Below are 19049 nucleotides of genomic sequence, written 5' to 3'. Positions count from 1 at the left end.
GTCAATTGACCTGCCGCGGGCGCCCTCCTAAAACTCCGCCCTCATTGAAGAAATTGGGCCGAACCGCGGCATTCAGGGAGAACAGCGATGCGTGACGTCTTTATTTGCGATGCCGTGCGGACCCCGATTGGCCGTTTCGGCGGCTCGCTCGCCAAGGTGCGCGCCGACGACCTGGCGGCCGCGCCGATCAAGGCGCTGATGGCCAAGCGTCCCAATCTCGACTGGGGCCAGGTCGACGAAGTCTTCTTCGGCTGCGCCAATCAGGCCGGCGAGGACAATCGCAACGTCGCACGCATGGCGCTGTTGCTGGCGGGCCTGCCGGATTCGGTTCCGGGCCAGACCCTGAACCGGCTCTGCGCGTCCGGGCTGGATGCGGTCGGCGCCGCGGGGCGCGCCATCCGCTCCGGCGAGATCGAGCTTGCGATTGCCGGCGGTGTCGAATCCATGACCCGTGCCCCCTTCGTCATGGGCAAGGCGCAGGAGGCGTTCTCGCGTTCGGCCGAGATCTTCGACACCACGATCGGCTGGCGCTTCATCAATCCGCTGCTCAAGGCGCAGTATGGCGTCGACGCGATGCCGGAGACCGGCGAAAATGTCGCCGAGGAATTCCAGGTCTCGCGCGCCGACCAGGACGCCTTCGCGATCCGCTCGCAGCAGCGTGCCGGCGCGGCGATTGCATCCGGCTATTTTGCGGAAGAGATCACCCCGATCACCATTGCCGGCGGCAAGGCCGGCCCTATCACGGTGGACAAGGACGAGCATCCGCGCCCCGAGACCACGCTGGAGGGGCTCGCCAAGCTGAAGCCGATCGTGCGCAATCCCGGCACGGTCACTGCCGGCAACGCCTCCGGCGTCAATGACGGCGCCGCCGCGATGATCCTCGCATCCGAAGCTGCGGTGAAGAAGCACGGGCTGACACCCCGCGCGCGCATTCTCGGCCTCGCCTCGGCCGGCGTGCCGCCGCGCATCATGGGCATTGGACCCGTGCCGGCGACGCGCAAGCTGATGGAGCGACTCGGCAAGAAGATCAGCGATTTCGACTTGATCGAGCTGAATGAAGCCTTCGCCTCGCAGGGCATCGCCTGCATGCGTCAGCTTGGCGTGGCTGATGACGCCGACTTCGTCAATCCGCATGGCGGCGCCATCGCGCTCGGCCATCCCCTCGGCATGAGTGGCGCCCGTCTCGCGCTCACCGCCGTGCATGGCATGGAAAAGCGCGGCGGCAAGCTCGCGCTTGCCACCATGTGCGTCGGCGTCGGCCAGGGCGTCGCGGTCGCGATCGAGAAATTGAACTGACGGGGCGCGGCGCATCTCGTCATCCCCGGGCGTGGTGCGCTTGCACCGAACCCGGGATCTCGAGATTTCGGGTTCAGCCCTCTCGGGCTGCCCCGGAACAACAAGTAATAGGGGCTGCGAAACCCGCTTCCCCAAATTAGTTATGTCCTATAATGATTGTCGAGCGTTGACCGGCCCCTGAACGGCCGGGGAGGAGTTCGCCAATGACGTTCATCTATCCCGTCGACAGCAACAAGGCGCATCCGCTGCCGCTGTCTCCCGAGTACAAGAGCTCGATCAAGCGCGCGCCGCACCAGCCCTTGATTCCGATGCGCCACACCCTGTCGGAGCTGACTGGCCCGGTCTATGGCCACGAGACCGTGCGCGAGGGCGACAATGATCTGACCCGCCAGCAAAGTGGCGAGCCGCTCGGCGAGCGCATCATCGTGCATGGCCACGTCCGCGACGAGGACGGCCGCGGCGTGCCGAACTCGCTGGTCGAAATCTGGCAGGCCAATTCCTGCGGCCGCTATGTCCATGTCCGTGACCAGCACCCGGCACCGCTCGATCCAAATTTCACGGGCGCCGGCCGTACCGTGAGCGATGCCTCAGGTTACTACCGCTTCGTCACCATCAAGCCGGGCGCTTATCCCTGGGGCAATCATCACAATGCGTGGCGGCCCGCGCACATCCACCTCTCGGTCTTCGGCCATTCCTTTGTCACGCGCCTCGTGACGCAGATGTATTTCCCGAACGATCCGCTGTTCCCGTTCGACCCGATCTTCAATTCGGTGCCGGACGAAAAGGCGCGGGCGCGGATGGTCTCTTCCTTCGATCTCGAGAACACACAGCCCGAATGGGCGCTGTGCTATCGCTTTGACATCGTGCTGCGCGGCCAGAACGCCACGCCTATGGAGAACCATTAAGTGCAGGATTCTGTGAAGCCCAACGGGATCACCCCATCGCAAACCGTCGGTCCGTTCTTCAAATACGGCCTGACGCCGAACGGCGAATACGCCTGGAACGACGCGTTCACCAACTCGACGCTCACGCCCGACGTTTCTGGCGACCGTATCCGCATCGAGGGCCGGGTATTCGACGGTGATGGCGTCGCCGTGCCGGATTGCATGCTGGAGATCTGGCAAGCGGACGCGCAAGGTCGCTTTGCCGACCCGCAGGACAAGCGTGCGCTGCCGAATGCGAGCTTCCGCGGCTTTGCCCGCTGCGGCACCGACAAGGATGGCAATTACGCCTTCGAGACCATCAAGCCCGGCGCCGTGCCGGATCCCGACGGCAAGCCGCAGGCGCCGCACATCCTTCTTGCGGTCTTCGGGCGCGGCATGCTCAGGCATCTCTATACCCGCATCTATTTCAGCGACGAGGCCGGCAATTCCGCCGATCCCGTGCTGGCGCTGGTGCCCACTGAGCGCCGCGCCACGCTGGTTGCGACGCGCGAGGCCGGCAAGGCGGTTTACCGGCTTGACCTGCGGCTCCAGGGCGACGACGAGACGGTGTTCTTCGACGTTTAACGCCCGCGTCGTCACGGACCTGCGGGCGCGCCTGAGACGCGCTTGTCCGGGACGGGGGCCGGGGGCGTCTTCCGTATCGGAGCCGCCCCTGATGCTTCCCGTAGTTTCCCCGTAGTTTCCCCGGAGTTCGCGGAGCGCAATTTCCGCGCGTAGCAATCCCGTGTTTACCGTAGTCGTTTAGTATCCATTTGGATTTCGACCGCGCGACCGGATTGTTCCATGAAAATTCGTTTTTCGCTTTCCTCGGCAATCATTGCATTCGGTGTCGTCCTGGCCCTCGGCTTTACGGCCGTGGTCTCCACCAGCCTCTACGCCCTAAGAGAGCTCAAGGTCGGCGGCCCGCTCTATTCCGATATCAAGCTCGGCAACGACCTCATCGCCGATATCCTGCCGCCGCCGGAATATGTCATCGAAGCCTATCTCGAGGCCACGCTTGCCATGCGCGAGCCGGACCAGCTTGCCACTCATGGCGAGCGCCTAGTTCAGCTCCGCAAGGATTACGACGAGCGCAAGGCATTCTGGGTCGCCTCCAGCCTCTCGGCAGACCTGAAGACCGCGCTGGTGTCGAAGTCCGATGCCGAGGTGCAGAAATTCTGGAAGGCGTCCGACCAGCTCCTGCCAGCCCTCAAGGCCAAGGACGCGGCCGCTTCCGAGCGCGCCTATGCGCAGCTGAAGGGCGCATACACCGCGCATCGCGCCGTCATCGACAGCATCGTCGAGAGTGCCAACAAGCAGAATGCCGCCATGGAGAAGCTGGCCGCGGACCGCGACAGTTCGATGCTCTTTATCCTCCTCGGCGTCTCCGCCGCCGTCCTCGCCTTCATTGCCGCAGGCCTGCTCGGCGTTGCGCTCGGCGTGGTGCGCCCGATCGTACGAATGACGGACACGATGCAGAAGCTCGCGACCGGCGATCTCGCAGCCGACATTCCTTTCGCGCACCGCCAGGACGAGGTTGGCTCGATGGCGGGTGCGCTGCTGGTGTTCAAGCAGGCGGCGGTCGAGAATTCCCGCCTGCGCGAGGAGCAGTTGCGGCAGGAACAGGAGGCCGCGCGCGCCAAGCGCAGCGCCCTGCAGCAGATGGCCGAGACCGTCGAACGCGAGACCGGCCGGTCTGTCGACAGCGCGAGCGCGGCGACGCAGGGCGTGGAGCGGGTCGCCACCAGCCTGTCCGAGATCGCAAGTTCGCTCTCCGCGCAGTCGCAGGCGGTCGCCGCGGCCTCCACCCAGGCCCTCGGCAGCTCGCAAACCGTCTCGGCTGCGGCCGAAGAGCTGAGCGCCTCGATCCGCGAGATCGCGAGTCAGGTCGCGAGGACCAGCACGGTCACCAAATCTGCGGTCGCCGGCCGTGAGCAGGCGCGCTCGACCACTCAGGCGCTGGCTGGTTCGGTGAGGAAGATCGCCGAGGTCTCCGATCTTATCGGCGGCATCGCCGGCCAGACCAACCTCCTGGCGCTCAACGCCACGATCGAGGCGGCGCGCGCCGGCGAGGCCGGCCGCGGCTTCGCGGTGGTCGCCACCGAGGTGAAATCGCTGTCCGATCAGACCGCCAAGTCCACCGAGGAGATCGGGCGGCTGATTGCCGAGATCCAGACCGCGACTCAGGCTGCCGTCGACGCCGTCGAGACCATGGGGGGCCACATCGCCGAGATCGACGGTGTCGCGATCTCGGTTGCTGCCGCGATGGAAGAACAGGACGCCGCGACGCGTGAGATCACGCGATCGATCTCCGAATCGGCGTCGGCGGCGAAGGAGGTCTCGGCCAAGATCGGTCATGTCAGCCGCGACGCCGCCTCCGTGAACGAGCGCGCCGCGGAGGTCAGGCAGGCGATCGCCGGCATGGCCGCCAATCTCGAGCAACTGCGGTCGGTCGTGGTGCGGACCGTGCGGGACTCGACTGCCGCGGCGTGACGCCCGGCGCGATGCCTGCCGCTGGTGCCGGCGGTTGTGATCGTGCAGTATGGCGCGGCACAGGGGCATCGTGGTCTTCATGACGAATGCGCAACTGCCGGCGGTTGCCGAGCCCGGTTACCTCACGGCCGCGCTGCGCCGGGCCGGCGCGCTGGACGCCGGTGCGGTGCGCGAGGTGAAGGTGCTGCATCAGCGCGACACCATCGTGTCACATATCGTGCGTCTCGGTTTGCGCTATGTTGGGGAGTCCGCTGGCGCCCCGCAGTCGCTGATCCTGAAGACCGCGCATGCAGGCTTCGCCAAGTCGCTCGCAAATAGCGGCCGGAACGAAGTCGCGTTCTACACGCAGCTTGAGCCAGAAACGCCGCGGGGTCTCGTGCCGCGCTGCTTCGACGGACATTTTGACGAGGACGGCCTCACCTGGCATCTCCTGCTCGAGGACCTCACCGACAGCCATGAGATTGCAACTCAATGGCCGCTGCCGCCCTCGCGAGAGCAGGCAACGGCGATCGTGACGACACTCGCGCGCTGGCACGCGGCGTGGTGGGACCACGATAGCTTCGGCGATACTATCGGCACCTGGATGAGCACCGACGACAGTGCGAAGCTGATGGCGACCTTCGCTGGTCACTACGATCGTTTCGCCGATCTGCTCGGCGACCGCCTCAGCGAGGAGCGGCGCATCCTCTTCCGCCGCTTCATCGAGCAATCGGAACGGTTGCTCGAGCGTTATCATTCGCGCCGGCATGTCACCATCGCTCATGGCGACGCCCATACCTGGAATTTTCTGTTGCCGCGCACAGGCGTTGCCAACACCGTTCGCATCTTCGATTTCGACCAGTGGCGCATAAACGTGCCGACCGGTGACCTCGCCTACATGATGGCGACGCAATGGTATCCGGACCGCCGGCAGGCACTCGAACGGCCCCTGCTCAACCTCTATCACGAGACGCTGATACAGCACGGTGTCACGGGTTACACGCGCGGCGCGCTCGATCAGGACTATCGCCGGTCGGTGCTCTGGCAGATCACCAAGCCGGTCTGGCAATGGAGCATCAACATCCCGCCGCTGATCTGGTGGAATAACCTGGAGCGGGTGATGATGGCGGTCGAGGATCTCGGGTGCGAGGAGTTGTTGTAGCGCGCTCGTGTCCCGGGCGCGGTGCAGCGTGTAACGCTGCGCCGCAGAACCGGGACAATCGTGCCGCGGGCATGGGCCCCGGCTCAGCAGCGCATCAGTTGCGTGCTGCGCTGCGTCCGGGGCACGGGACCGATCACTACTCCATCACCGCATGCTCCGGCCCGGCGGCCTGCTTGCGTAGTGTGGCCTTGGTCGAGCCGATCAGCAAAGCGAGCGGGATGGTGCAGAGGATGAAGACCATCACCAGCTGGTAATCGTGCGCGAAAGCGATGATCTGCGCCTGCACGCTGACCATTCTGTCGGTCATGGCGCGGCCGGCGTCTGTGGAAAGATTGATCATGCCGCTGACGCTGGGCATCTGGAGCGCATGGTTGAACGGGTTGATGTGCTCGGAGAGAATCGCATAAGTCCGCCGCGTTCCCTGCGTCAGCTGGGCGATGACGACGGAGATGCCGACTGAGCTTGCGACGTTGCGCATCAGGGTCAGCATCGCGGTGCCGTCGGTACGCAGCTCGTTCGACAGCGTCAGGAACGCCACGGTCGAGAGCGGCACGAAGACAAGGCCGAAGCCGAAGCCCTGGATGACGCTGACCGTGACGATCTCCGGTACCTGGGTCAGGTCGGTCCAGCCGGTCATCTGGAACAACGAGCCCGCGGTCAGCGTGAGGCCTGCGATGATCAGCGTGCGGGCCTCGACATAGCGCATCATGCGGCCGACCAGCATCATGGCGAAGAAGGTGCCGATGCCGCGGCTCGCCAGCAGCAGGCCGGCGGTGATGATGGGATAGCCGATCACGTTCTGCATGTAGGGCGAAGCCAGCGCCATGGTCGAGAACAGCACGAGCCCCATCACGACCATGAACACGCAGCCGGTGACGAAGTTGCGATCCCGAAACAGCGCGAAGCGGATGAACGGCGTCGATGTCGTGAAGGAGTGCGCGAGGAAGAAGTAAAAGGCGACAGCGGAGACGATGAATTCCGCCAGGATCTCGCTCGACTCAAGCCAGCCGAGCTGCTCGCCGCGGTCGAGCGCAAGCTGAAGTGCGCCGATCGCGATCGCCAGCGCGGCGAAACCGAACCAGTCGAACTTCAGGCTGAAATCCTTCCGGGTCTCGTCCATGAAGACGATCAGCCCGAGCACGGTGATGGCGCCGAAGGGCAGGTTGACGAAGAACACCCAGTGCCAGGAATAGGTCTCGGTGAGCCAGGCGCCCAGCGAGGGGCCCATGATCGGGCCCATCATCACGCCCATGCCCCAGATCGACATCGCCTTGGCGCGCTCCTGGAGCGTGTAGTAGTCGAGCATGACCGACTGAGACAGCGGCACCAGGGCGGCGCCGAACACGCCTTGCAGCAGGCGGAACAGCACCATCTGGTTGATGTCCTGGGCGAGGCCGCACAACACCGACGCCATGGTGAAGCCCGCCGAGCAGATGATGAAGATGCGCTTGCGGCCGAAGCGGTTGGCGATCCAGCCCACCGGCGCCGTCATAATCGCGGCGGCGACGATGTAGGAGGTCAGCACCCAGTTGATCTGATCCTGCGAGGCGGACAGCGTGCCTTGCATGTAGGGCAATGCGACATTGGCGATGGTGGTGTCCAGCGCCTGCATGATGGTCGCGGTCATGGCGCAGATCGTCACCATGTTCCGGCGCAGGCCTGGGACCATCAGACTGGCATTGGGGCCGGACATCGATCAGTCCTTCTCAGGTTTATTCTTTGTCCTGGCCTTGGCCCGCGGTCGCTGACAGGCCAAGCAGGCCGGCGAGCGAGCGCCGATGGCCGGTGTCGATGGTGGCGTAGACGCTCATGCCGGCCTTCAGTTTCCGCACGTATTTGTCGGTCTCGTCGAAATAGATCCGGATCGGCACGCGCTGCACCACCTTGACGAAATTGCCGGTGGCGTTCTGCGGCGGCAGGATCGCGAATTGCGCGCCGGTGCCGGGCGAGAGCGATCCGATCTTGCCCTTGAAAAGGTGGTTCGGAAATGCGTCGACTTCGAGCGTGACGGGCTGTCCTTCGGTGACGTAGGTGAGATCGCTCTCCTTCGGATTGGCATCGACCCAGGGATGGGCGACGTCGATGATGGAGAACACCGGCGTGCCGGCGGCGACGTAGCGGCCGAGCTGGATCTGTTCCACTTGCGTGGCCACGCCGTCCATCGCCGCGCGCAGGACGGTGTGGTCGAGGTTGCGCTGGGCGTCGTCCAGCTTGGCTTTCGCCTGCGCGTAAGGCGGGAACTGCTCCAGCGGCAACGAGGGATCGCCCAGCAATTGCGTCTTGGCGTTGGAGAGCTGCTGCTTGATGTATTGTGCCTGTGCGCCTGCGGTCACCAGCGCGTTGGCAGCGTTGTCGAGATCGAGCTGCGAGCCGTAATTGTTCTTGACCAGCGCCTGCTTGCGCTCGACATCGCGTTGCTTCAGGTCGACGCCCTGCTGGGCAAGGTTGAGCATGTCGCCGTAGATCTTGATATTGGCGACGAGGTTCTCATAGGTCGTGCGGGCCTGCGCGAGCTGCGCCTTGGCTTCATCCACTGCGTGGCGGAACGGAACGGGGTCGATCTCGAACAATTCGTCGCCCTGCTTGACGGACTGTCCTTCTCTCACGATCACCTTCTGAATCTTGCCCGAGATGTCGGGCGTCACCAGCACCTTCTGCGCACCGACATAGGCGTCGTCGGTGCCGACATAGCGGCCGCCATGGAGATAGAAGGTGATGCCGCCGATGGCGACGGTGACCGGCAGGACGACCAGGAGGAGGAAGCGGCGGTAGCGGCGCAGGCCCGCCGCCACGCGGCGGCGCGGATCCGTGCCAGCCTTCTTTGTGGGCTTGCCGCCGTCGATCTTCTGCTCGGGCTGGAACTTGAGGACCTGATCAGCCATAGCGCTGCTCCTTGCGTGCTTGTTCCGCTCCGGATGTCTGGATCGCGGTCCGCACGTTTTCCTTGATCGTTTCGAGCTGGGTGAGGAGGCGGTGGGCGTCGGCCGCGTTGATGCCGTCGAGCGCATTGGCGGTGATTTCGGACTTCAGCCCGCTCATCCGGCCGAGCAATGTCCGGCCCGCCTTCTTCAGATACAGGCGCTTGACGCGGCGGTCCGAGGCGTCGCTGCGGCGCTCGATCCAGTCATTGTCGCAGAGCTTGTCGATCAGGCGCGTCAGCGTGATCGGCTGCATCTCGAGGAGCTCGGCGAGCTCCGACTGCTTCATGCCCTCGCTGCGCTCGACTTTGGACAGCACGGCCCATTGCGCGCGGGTGATGCCGAAACGGGACGCCTCCTTGTCGGCATAGACACGCAACAAGCGGTAGAGCTCACCCAGCGTGAACAGGAAATTCTGGTCGACCGACCCTCGGGTCATGAGCTTCGTCTCCAATAAGCCTGGAATATAATAAGCAAGCTTATGATTATTTCATGGCGGATTAGCGGGACGCCGTCCCGCTCCAAGAGCATGGCTGGCAGCCGCGTTGCCGGTCGCGCTTTGGGTTCCATCAGCAAAATGCTAGAACGCGTCCCGCATGACCCTCGCAAACACGGCATTTCCCGCGCCCGATCACGATCACGACCGCTGCACTGCGGATGCGCTGGCGCATGCCGAACAGGTCTGCGAGCAGCGCGCGCAGAAATTCACGCCGATCCGCCGTCAGGTGCTCGGGGCGCTCCTCTCCAGCCACCGCCCGCTTGGCGCCTATGAGGTGATCGACGAACTCGCCAAGTCGATGGCGCGACCAGCGCCGATCACGGTCTATCGTGCTCTCGATTTTCTGATGGCCAACGGCCTCGTGCATCGCATCGAGAGCCGTAACGCCTATTTGGCCTGCGCCGCCCATGACCACGACGCGACCTCGGCGGTGGCGTTCCTGATTTGCGAACGCTGCGGCCTGGTCGGCGAGATCCCGTCGGCCTCCTTCGCCAAGGAACTCAATGCCGCTGCGCGCAGCTCAGGCTTCGCTCCTAAATTGTCCGTGGTGGAGATCACGGGCATCTGCACCCATTGTCAGAAAGCTGCCTGAAGAATGCGATCAACTCGACCCAAGGCCGCGGTGTCCACCTCTCCCCGCTGGGGAGAGGTAAAGAGCCCCACCGTCCGATCGCTCAAGTAACAACGGCACAACGCCGGTAGTCGGGAAGAGATGTCCTCACCACAAGCCATATCCTCCGCCGGTCGCCCGCTGAGCGTCGGCGCCATCGCCCTGATGCTGATGCTGTGCTTGACCTGGGGCTTCAACCAGATTGCGGTGAAGCTGGTGCTGCCGGATATCCCGCCGATGCTCCAGGCCACGATCCGCTCGATGGGCGCGCTGCCGGTGCTATTCATCATCGGCACCCTTCGTGACGTCAATTTCTTCGAACGTGACCGCACCTGGAAGCCCGGCCTGATCGCCGGATTGATGTTCGGAATCGAGTTCGTTCTGATCTTCCAGGGCCTGCGCTTCACACCGGCCTCTCGGGCGGTCGTCTTCCTCTACACCGCGCCGTTCTTCGTCGCGCTCGGCTCCTATCAGGTGCTCGGCGAACGGCTTGGCGGCACGCAATGGCTGGGACTGGCGGTGAGCTTTGCCGGCGTCGCGCTCGCCATCGGCGTGCCGCAGCCGGATGTCGATGCCAAGGTGTTGCTCGGTGACCTCATGATCGTCGGCGGCGCGGCGCTGTGGGCGGCAACCACGCTGGTCGCCAAGGGCACGCGGCTGCGCTTCGCCGCGCCCGAGAAGGCGCTGGGCTATCAGGTCGCGACCTCGATCCCGATCCTCGGCCTGGCAGCCTGGCTGTTCGGCGAATCCGTCACGCATACGCCTGCGCCCCTGTCCCTCGCTCTCATGGCCTTCCAGGCGATCTGGGTGGTTGGAACCACGTTCACGCTTTGGTTCGCGCTGGTGAAGACGTATTCGGCCAGCAAATTGTCGGCTTTTACCTTCATCACCCCTTTGTTTGGCGTGGTCGGTAGCTATTTCATCATGCACGACACCCTAAGCCTGACATTCGGGGCCGCCGCGGTCCTTGTAATTGCTGGGCTTTTTCTGGTTAACCGTCCCAGCTCATCGGCTGCGGCGGCGCGCGATGCATTGCTGAACGTCACCAAAACCTGATATTTGGACCCCATGAACAAGCTCGAAAACCCTCTCGATTCCGACATCGCGGGCCCCGCGCCCCGGCACCGAACCACCCAGGTCAAGGTCGGCGACGTCTCGGTGGGCGGCGGTGCGCCGATCGTCGTGCAGTCGATGACCAACACCGACACCGCCGACATCGACGGCACCATTGCCCAGGTCGCAGCGCTCGCGCGCGCCGGCTCAGAAATGGTCCGCATCACCGTGGACCGGGAGGAGGCTGCCGCCGCCGTTCCGCACATCCGCGACGGCCTGCTCAAGCGCGGCATTACCACGCCCTTGATCGGCGACTTCCACTATATCGGTCACAAGCTGCTCGCGGCCTATCCGGCCTGCGCCGAAGCGCTCGCCAAATACCGCATCAATCCCGGCAATGTCGGCTTCAAGGACAAGCGCGACACCCAGTTCGCCGACATCATCGAGATCGCCAACAAGAACAACAAGCCAGTGCGCATCGGCGCCAATTGGGGCTCGCTGGACCAGGAACTGCTGACCAAGCTGATGGACGAGAACGCTGCTTCGGCCAATCCACGCGACGTGCGCGCGGTGACGCGCGAGGCCATGGTGCAGTCCGCGTTGTTGTCGGCCGCGCGCGCCGAAGAACTCGGCATGCCGAAGAACCGCATCATCCTGTCCGCCAAGGTCTCGGCGGTGCAGGATCTCATTGCGGTCTACCAGGATCTCGCCAGACGTTCCGACTATGCCATCCATCTCGGGCTGACCGAGGCCGGCATGGGCTCGAAGGGCATCGTGGCGTCCTCAGCCGCGCTCGGCATTCTCTTGCAGCAGGGCATCGGCGACACCATCCGCATCTCGCTGACGCCGGAGCCCGGCGGCGACCGCACCCGTGAAGTGCAGGTCGGCCAGGAACTGCTCCAGACCATGGGCTTCCGCACCTTTGTGCCGCTGGTTGCGGCCTGCCCCGGCTGCGGCCGCACAACCTCGACCACGTTCCAGGAGCTGGCCCGCTCGATCCAGGATTTCATCCGTGATGAGATGCCGAACTGGAAGACAAAATATCCCGGCGTCGAAGAGCTCAACGTCGCGGTGATGGGCTGCATCGTCAACGGCCCCGGCGAGTCCAAGCACGCCAATATCGGCATCTCGCTGCCCGGCACCGGCGAAGCCCCGGCCGCCCCGGTCTTCGTCGACGGCAAGAAGTTCCGCACGTTGCGCGGCCCGACGATCTCCGCCGACTTCAAGGCGCTGGTGATCGACTATATCGAACAGCGCTACGGCCAAGGCGCCAAGGTGCCGGTGACGGCGGCGGAGTGATCGAGGTCAGCACCGCTTCGGTTGCTCATATGCTTCGCCCCAATCCGGGTCCGCTGGTTCGGTAAGATCGACACCAGAGGGAACGAATGTAACGTCCTTCAACGCTCCGAACAGCGGATGGCGTCCGCTCGGCTTCGGAGGCTGAGAAGGGAGTGTCGAAGGATCATCCTCGGCCATTTGTTTCTCCCCGATTTTTCGCCCAACCTATCGGAAAAAGCATCAGCGCGCATCGCCGGGCCCATCAAGCGCCTGTGGCCCGGATGGAGCGAAAGCGAAATCCGGGGCCTTGCCCATCGTGGAACGACCGTTCTCAGATTGCGCATCGTTCCAGCCGGGCTACATTGCTCTCAATCAACAATGATCGGGAGCCAACCGCCATGAGCTCACTCGCCGGCAAGCAGGGTCCGCGCTATCGCCACACCGCCGAAGACGGTGCTCCCTACGAGACCATCGCGGTTGAAAAGCTCACCCCGATCATCGGCGCGGAAATCTCCGGCGTCGACATCGGCAGGCTCGTCGAGGGCGACACCCGCTCCAACCGGCAGATGGACGAGATCCACCGCGCGCTTGCCGAAAACCTCGTGATCTTCTTTCGCGATCAGCACATCACGCCAAAACAGCATCTCGCCTTCGGCCGCAAGTTTGGCGAGCTGCATTTTCATCCCGCTGCGCCGCATGAGGATGAAGACCCGGCGCTGATGAAAATCTATGCCGACAAGAACTCGCCGCGTGCCAATGGCGAGGGTTGGCATTCGGATGTGTCCTGCGATCTCGAGCCGCCGATGGGCTCGATCCTCTACATTAAGCAATGTCCGCCGCGCGGTGGCGACACGCTGTTCGCCAACATGTATGCAGCCTATGAGGCGCTGTCCGATCGCATGAAGGTCTATCTCGACGGGCTCACTGCGCTGCATGACGGCGAGCCGATTTATCGTGGACTCTACGCCAATTACGGCGTCGCGGACCGCCCCTCTTATCCGCACGCCGAGCATCCCGTGGTGCGAACGCATCCGGTCACCGGCAGGAAGGCGCTCTATGTCAACCGCGGCTTCACCCGCCACATCAACGGCATCCCGCGCGACGAGAGCGACGCGATGCTCGCCTATCTCTATCAGCACGCCGAAAATCCGCTGTTCCAATGCCGCTTCCGCTGGACCGAGAACGCCATCGCGTTCTGGGACAACCGCTGCACCCAGCACCGCGCGATGTGGGATTACTGGCCGCATACGCGCTCGGGCACGCGCGTGACGGTGAAGGGTGAGCGGCCGGTGTAAGCTCGTGCCCGGACGCAGCGCAGCGCGGTAGAGCGGGGCCCTAGGTGGCAGCGATGGCCCGGCTCTGCGTCGCGGCATTTCATGGCGCGCCACGTCCGGGACAGGGGCGCTATCTTGCGTTGACGCCCTTGCGCTCTCGCGCCAATCTTCCCGAAAACAAATCGGGAGGATCACATGCTCCGCGCCGAGGACAACAAGTTCCTGACCGAGTCCGGCCCCGGAACGGGCATGGGCGAGCTGCTGCGCCGCTTCTGGATTCCCGTCCTGCTCTCTGAAGAGCTCCCCGAGCCTGACGGCGAGCCGAAGAAGATCATCGTGCTCGGCGAGGAGCTGCTCGCCTTTCGCGACTCAAACGGCGTCGTCGGTGTCATCGACCAATATTGCCCGCATCGCGGCGCCAATCTCTGGCTCGGGCGCAATGAGGAATGCGGCATCCGCTGCGTCTATCATGGCTGGAAGTTCGACACCGACGGACGTTGCGTCGACATGCCGACCTCCTATCCCGATCTCAACGCCAAGGATCTGATCCGCATCAAATCCTATCCGGTCCGCGAATGGGGCGAGATGATCTGGGCCTATATGGGCCCGGCCGAAGCGATGCCCGAGCTGCCCGATCTCGAGCTGGCGCTGCTGCCGGCTTCGCATCGCTACGTCAGCAAGAAGTGGCAGGATTGCAACTGGGTGCAGGCGCTCGAAGGCTCGATCGACACCGCGCATTTCACCTTCGCCCATCTCTCCTTCGACAAGGAAGAGAACGAGATTCTGGACATCAAGAGGCATTTTGTGAATCCGCTCACCCGCGTGAACACGGACCATATGCGCTGGATCGCCGAGGACCCGCGCCCGATCATCAAAGTCAGCTCCCACGAGGCGGGGCTGACCATCGCCGGTGGCCGGCTGACCGGCGGCGACAACATCTACTGGCGCATCGCGCAATTCCTGATGCCGTTCCACGCCTATGCGCCGAGCGCGATGCCGGGCGAGAATATCTTTGGCCAGACCTTCGTGCCTGTGACCGACACCAATTGCTGGATCTACACCTATGCCTGGAATCCGGAGCGTCCGTTGACGCAAGCCGAGCGCGACGCTTTTGATCGCGGTAATGGCGTGATCGCGGAGGTCGACGACAATTACGTGCCGCTCCGCCACAAGGGCAACGACTATTTGATCGACCGCAAGCTCCAGAAGACCAGGAGCTACACCGGCATCAAGGGCGTCTCCGAGCAGGACGCTGCCGTGCAGGACAGCCAGGGGCCGATCGCCGACCGCACCCGCGAGCATCTCGGCCCGACCGATCTCGGCATCATGCATTTCCGCAAAACCGTCATGGATCTGGCGCGGGCGCTCCAGCACGGCGAGCCGCCGCCGCAGGCGGCGCACCAGGATCGCTACGCGGTGCGCTCCGGCGCCTGCGTCACCAGCAAGACCAAGGACCTGCCCGCGGTGATGCTGGAACGTTTCGGTGATGTCGCGGGCTTCGTCGGCCGCCCGCGGATCGCGGCAGCGGAGTAGAGCTTGGGGCAGTCGCGCAGCATCATCGCCGGGCTCATCGCCTCGATCCTGCTGTCGCCGCTCGCGCTTGTCGACGTCGGCGAGGCTGCTGCTACGCGAAAGATCGCGAGACCCAGGCCGAAGCCGTCGCCGGCCAAATGCGAGATGGCGAAATTCCGCATCGTCGTGGATGTCGGGCACACCCCAGACGCCTACGGCGCATTGAGCGCGCGCAATGATCCGGAGTTCGGCTTCAACTTGCGTCTCGCAAGTCTCATCACCGCAAGACTCAAATCCGAAGGTTTTGCCGCAACCCGCCTGCTCGTGACGAACGGCAAGGCGAGAGCGAGCCTGTTCAAGCGTGTTAGTGCCGCGAATGACGGCCGCGCCGATCTGTTCCTGTCGGTCCATCACGATTCGGTGCCGGACAAGCTGCTCGAGACCTGGGAATTCGATGGCGCAAACAGCTATTTCAGCGACCGCTTTTCGGGCCACTCGCTGTTCGTGTCGCACCAGAATCCGCACTTCGCCACCAGCCTGTTGCTGGCACGGATGATCGGCAGGCAGCTGAAAGAGCAGGGCCTGCACTATGCGAGGCAATACACCCTTCCAGTGATGGGCCACTACCGGCGCCAGCTGCTCGACAAGGACGTCGGCGTCTATCGCTACGACGGGCTCGTCGTGCTCTCGCGGACGAGAAGCGCCGCGGTGCTGCTCGAGGCCGGCTCGATCATCAACCGCGACGAGGAGATGGAGATGAATTCGTCGGAGCGGCAGGACGCGGTCGCGGGGGCCGTTGCGGCTGCGATGAGGGAGTTCTGCGAGAGGCGATAGACTGCCTGTTCGTTCAAACAACTGTCATTGCGAGCGCAACGAGGCAGTCCAGGCGGCCGCGGTGGAAAGAGTCTGGATTGCTTCGGTGCGCTCGCAATGACGGCGGGAAGCTACAGCGGCGCGCCCCGATACTCCCGATTCGCCAAACTCGCCTCCTCAAGGTCCAGGTCGCGCTCGATCCTTCGCCTTGTCTCGTCGGTGATTTGGCCGTCGCGCAGCAGGTCGTGGATGAATTTGCGCTCGGCGACGATCAGCTCCCGGGTCAACGCGATGCCGGCGGCGGAGACGTCGTGGTGCGTAGGATCGAGCAAATCCGGAAGCTGGCTGATGCGGATCTCGTGGCGAGCACGGAGGAGCCGCATCACCTCGTCGGACACCTCCTTCTCCGCTGTCAGCGCGTCGAGCGATTTGAGTGCTGCCTCGAGAGCCTGACGACGCGCGGCGATCTCGGCCTCATGCTCGCCGACATGCTCGTTGCGGCCGGCCTCGGCGACGCCGAGCCAGCGCACCACCGGCGGCAGCGTCAGGCCGACACCGATCAGGGTGATGAAGATGACGCCGAAAGCGACGAACAGGATCAGGTCGCGATATGGGAACGCCTCGCCGCTCGGCAGGGTGAACGGCAGCGCCAGCGCAGCCGCCAGCGACACCGCGCCGCGCACGCCGGTGAAGGCGAGCGTGAACACCCATTGCCAGGGCGGCGACGGATCGCGCTCGCGCAGCGATTTGCTGAACATCCGCGGTAGATAGGTCGCGGGATAGAGCCAGGCGAAGCGCGCAATGACGACGATCACCAGGACCACGGCGGTCGCGATCACGATGTCGTCGAGCGGAAAGGCCTTCGACTTCTCGTACAGCGCGCGCATCTGAAAGCCGGTGAGCAGGAACAAGAGGCCTTCGATCAAATAGATCACGAGGTCCCAGAAGAAGATGCCCTGCAGGCGCGTCGCGGAAGAAATCAGCAGCGGGCCGTTCCAGCTCACATAAAGGCCGCAGGCGACCGTCGCGATCACGCCGGAGCCGCCAACATGTTCGGGCAGCCAATAGGAGACGTAAGGCGTGATCAGCGACAGCGTGAGCTCGACCTGCGGATCCCCCGACCATTTGCGGAGACGCAGGGAAAGCCACCCCACGCCGATGCCGAAGGCGATCTCGCCGGCGATGATGAGGAGGAATTCGCCGGCCGCCAGTGGCAGCGAGAAATGGCCGACCATGATTGCAGCGAGCGCAAAGCGGTACAGGATCAGCGCGGTGGCGTCGTTGGCGAGCCCTTCGCCCTCGAGCACGACCAGGATTCGCCGCGGCATGTGCAGCCGGCGTGCGATGGCGAGCGGCGCCACCACGTCGGGCGGCGCGACGATGGCCCCCAACAGGAAGGCAACGGTCCAGGGCAGGCCGATCATGTAATGCGTGGCGGCCGCCACCATTGCCGCAGTGAAGATCACCGCGCCGACCGCGAGCAGCACGATCGGGCGCAAATTCTTCCTGAACTCGCGCCAGCTCATAGCGACGCTTGCCGAGTAGATCAGCGGTGGCAGCACCATCAGCAGCACCAGTTCCGGCGGCAGTTCAACCGACGGCATGCCCGGCACGAAGGCGAGGCCGACCCCGGCCAACATCAGCAGGATGGCAGGGGCGACGTTGAAGCGGCGTGCGGCCAGCGCCACGCCTGCCAGCACGGCCAGCAGGATGAGAAAGGTCTGAAACTTCGCTTCCATGATGGCCTGTCTTGACCCGGAAGCGGCGGCAACGTCAATGCGCGCGGCTCACGCCAGCCGCTCGGCCACCATCCGGCCGATCCGCGCGAAAGCCGCCGCGATCTGTGCGGCAGTCGGCGTGCCGCCTTGGACGTAGGCCGTAAGCAGGATCGGCGTGTCGGGCTTCGGCCAAGCCACCGCGATGTCGCCCGCTGCGTCCTTGCCATTGTAGCCGGTCTTGTCGCCGATCTTCCAGCCTGCGGGCAGGCCACCGCGCAGCCGGTTCGCACCGGTCTTGCAGTTCACCATCCATTCGGTGAGCTGCGCGCGCGAGGCCGGCAACAATGCTCCGCCCAGCATCATGCGGCGCAGGTTCCCGGCCATCGCCGCCGGCGTCGTCGTGTCCCGGGGATCGCCCGGCTGGGAGCGGTTGAGCTCGGGCTCGTTGTGGTCGAGCCGCGAGGTGGTATCGCCGATTGATCGCCAGAACGCGGTGAGCGCGGTCGGCCCGCCGATCCGCGCCAGCAGCAGATTGGCGCAAGTGTTGTCGCTGAGCTCGACGATCGCCTTGCACATCTCGGTGACCGACATTGCGCCGGCCGCCAGATTTTGCTTCGCGACCGGCGCGTATTCCAAGAGGTCGTCCTGGCCGTAGGGAATCATGGCGGCAAGCTGTTCCTCGCCGCGGTCGACCCGCGCCAGCACACAGGCCGCGAGCGAGGCCTTGAATGTCGAGCACATGACAAACCGCTCGTCGGCGCGCCAAGCGAGTTTGGCGCCGGTCGCGAGATTTTCCGCATAGACGCCAATCCGCCCGACGCTCTCGCGTTCGTATGTTTCGAGTTCAGGCGGCGCATCCGCGGCCAGCGCAGGAGATGCGGCCATCCAGCACAGCGAGGCAAGCAGGGAGCGGCGGTCGAGCAGCATGGGGGACTTTCGCGCGAATGAAGATGGGGGATGCGGCGCACTCTATCCGCATTGTCGTTGCGAGCGGAGCGAAGCGGAGGGATTCTGGATTGCCTCGCTTCACTCGCAATGATGGAGAATGGGAGACGAGCGCGCCCGATTTCGGGCAGCGGAAGGTTGAGCCCATCACTCTCTCAGGTCGTATCGATAAGATTTCGAGACAATCTGCCAACCGTCGGCGAGCTTCATCGCCACCAGGTAGTCGGTGAAATAGCGCGGCGGCAGCTGGCATCTGACCTTGACGAAGGCGGTCTTGTCGTCAGAACGGTCGATGGTGACGATGAAATCCTCTCGCGGCTTGCCTTCAGCCTTGCCGGAGGGACGCTTGCGCACGCGGTCGAGCCAGTCCGGCACGGTCAGCACCTGCAATTCGCCCTTCTCGACCCAGCGCAGGTCGGCGGAGGGATGGAAAATGGCGCCGAGCTTTTCGGCGTCGCCCTCATAGAGGCCGTCAAAATAGGATTGCACGACGGCTTCGAGACTTGAACGATTTGGGCTCATGGGTCATCCCTTTGAATGATGGCTTGAGGCGAGCTTAGTCGTACACATCAAAAT

General features: G+C 64.3%; 17 protein-coding genes. 11 read left to right on the top strand and 6 right to left on the bottom strand.

Going from position 1 to position 19049, the window contains the following annotated elements; genetic code table 11:
• Positions 1-87 precede the first annotated feature (87 nt).
• From pcaF to IVB01_RS06985, 5 genes are all read left to right on the top strand, one after another.
• Positions 88-1296 (top strand): 3-oxoadipyl-CoA thiolase, encoded by a 1209-nt coding sequence (pcaF, locus tag IVB01_RS07005; protein WP_247281974.1) that lies wholly within the window; start codon positions 88-90, stop codon positions 1294-1296.
• A 203-nt stretch (positions 1297-1499) separates the two neighbouring features.
• Complete coding sequence (gene pcaH, locus IVB01_RS07000; RefSeq protein ID WP_247494324.1) at positions 1500-2201, top strand: protocatechuate 3,4-dioxygenase subunit beta; 702 nt, start codon at positions 1500-1502, stop codon at positions 2199-2201.
• Entirely contained in the window at positions 2202-2804 is a 603-nt protein-coding gene (gene pcaG / locus IVB01_RS06995) for a protocatechuate 3,4-dioxygenase subunit alpha (RefSeq protein WP_247281972.1), read from the top strand.
• Positions 2805-3023: 219 nt separating this feature from the next.
• Positions 3024-4712, top strand: coding sequence for a methyl-accepting chemotaxis protein (locus IVB01_RS06990; protein ID WP_247281971.1), 1689 nt, complete (start codon positions 3024-3026; stop codon positions 4710-4712).
• A gap of 49 nt (positions 4713-4761) precedes the next feature.
• Positions 4762-5853: an ecdysteroid 22-kinase family protein gene (locus tag IVB01_RS06985; RefSeq protein ID WP_247281970.1), complete on the top strand. Its 1092-nt coding sequence runs from the start codon at positions 4762-4764 to the stop codon at positions 5851-5853.
• A 136-nt stretch (positions 5854-5989) separates the two neighbouring features.
• Here the strand turns inward: IVB01_RS06985 and IVB01_RS06980 are convergent, their stop codons facing one another.
• Genes IVB01_RS06980 through IVB01_RS06970 form a run of 3 tightly spaced genes read right to left on the bottom strand, consistent with a single transcriptional unit; the run spans position 5990 to position 9210 of the window.
• Positions 5990-7546: an MDR family MFS transporter gene (locus tag IVB01_RS06980; RefSeq protein ID WP_247281969.1), complete on the bottom strand. Its 1557-nt coding sequence runs from the start codon at positions 7544-7546 to the stop codon at positions 5990-5992.
• Positions 7547-7565: 19 nt separating this feature from the next.
• Positions 7566-8735, bottom strand: a complete 1170-nt coding sequence (locus IVB01_RS06975; protein WP_247281968.1) for an HlyD family secretion protein — start codon at positions 8733-8735, stop codon at positions 7566-7568.
• Positions 8728-9210 carry a MarR family transcriptional regulator gene (locus IVB01_RS06970; RefSeq protein WP_247281967.1) on the bottom strand — a complete coding sequence of 161 codons (483 nt, stop codon included), beginning with the start codon at positions 9208-9210 and terminating at the stop codon, positions 8728-8730. The genes IVB01_RS06975 and IVB01_RS06970 overlap by 8 nt, the downstream gene beginning before the upstream one ends.
• 157 nt (positions 9211-9367) lie before the next feature.
• Here IVB01_RS06970 and IVB01_RS06965 point away from each other — a divergent pair, with 157 nt between their 5' ends.
• From IVB01_RS06965 to IVB01_RS06940, 6 genes are all read left to right on the top strand, one after another.
• Positions 9368-9862, top strand: a complete 495-nt coding sequence (locus IVB01_RS06965) for a transcriptional repressor (RefSeq protein ID WP_247281966.1) — start codon at positions 9368-9370, stop codon at positions 9860-9862.
• A 120-nt stretch (positions 9863-9982) separates the two neighbouring features.
• On the top strand, positions 9983-10936 hold the full coding sequence (locus IVB01_RS06960) for a DMT family transporter (RefSeq protein ID WP_247281965.1): 954 nt from the start codon (positions 9983-9985) through the stop codon (positions 10934-10936).
• A gap of 12 nt (positions 10937-10948) precedes the next feature.
• Positions 10949-12232: a flavodoxin-dependent (E)-4-hydroxy-3-methylbut-2-enyl-diphosphate synthase gene (gene ispG / locus IVB01_RS06955; protein WP_247281964.1), complete on the top strand. Its 1284-nt coding sequence runs from the start codon at positions 10949-10951 to the stop codon at positions 12230-12232.
• 377 nt (positions 12233-12609) lie between these two features.
• Positions 12610-13506, top strand: a complete 897-nt coding sequence (locus IVB01_RS06950) for a TauD/TfdA family dioxygenase (protein ID WP_247281963.1) — start codon at positions 12610-12612, stop codon at positions 13504-13506.
• A gap of 174 nt (positions 13507-13680) precedes the next feature.
• Positions 13681-15018, top strand: a complete 1338-nt coding sequence (locus tag IVB01_RS06945; protein WP_247450636.1) for a Rieske 2Fe-2S domain-containing protein — start codon at positions 13681-13683, stop codon at positions 15016-15018.
• Between the two features lie 3 nt (positions 15019-15021).
• Positions 15022-15831 carry an N-acetylmuramoyl-L-alanine amidase gene (locus tag IVB01_RS06940; RefSeq protein ID WP_247281960.1) on the top strand — a complete coding sequence of 270 codons (810 nt, stop codon included), beginning with the start codon at positions 15022-15024 and terminating at the stop codon, positions 15829-15831.
• A gap of 110 nt (positions 15832-15941) precedes the next feature.
• Here the strand turns inward: IVB01_RS06940 and IVB01_RS06935 are convergent, their stop codons facing one another.
• The 3 genes from IVB01_RS06935 to IVB01_RS06925 all read right to left on the bottom strand — a co-directional run bounded on the left by IVB01_RS06935 (position 15942) and on the right by IVB01_RS06925 (position 18995).
• Positions 15942-17549 carry a Na+/H+ antiporter gene (locus IVB01_RS06935; RefSeq protein WP_247281959.1) on the bottom strand — a complete coding sequence of 536 codons (1608 nt, stop codon included), beginning with the start codon at positions 17547-17549 and terminating at the stop codon, positions 15942-15944.
• Between the two features lie 48 nt (positions 17550-17597).
• On the bottom strand, positions 17598-18455 hold the full coding sequence (bla, locus tag IVB01_RS06930; RefSeq protein ID WP_247281958.1) for a class A beta-lactamase: 858 nt from the start codon (positions 18453-18455) through the stop codon (positions 17598-17600).
• A 165-nt stretch (positions 18456-18620) separates the two neighbouring features.
• On the bottom strand, positions 18621-18995 hold the full coding sequence (locus tag IVB01_RS06925; RefSeq protein WP_247281957.1) for a nuclear transport factor 2 family protein: 375 nt from the start codon (positions 18993-18995) through the stop codon (positions 18621-18623).
• Between the last annotated feature and the right edge of the window lie 54 nt (positions 18996-19049).

Origin of the sequence: Bradyrhizobium sp. 164, from assembly GCF_023073715.1 — a bacterium.
In the GTDB taxonomy this organism is placed as follows: domain Bacteria; phylum Pseudomonadota; class Alphaproteobacteria; order Rhizobiales; family Xanthobacteraceae; genus Bradyrhizobium.
This window is presented reverse-complemented; position numbering and strand designations above follow the sequence as displayed.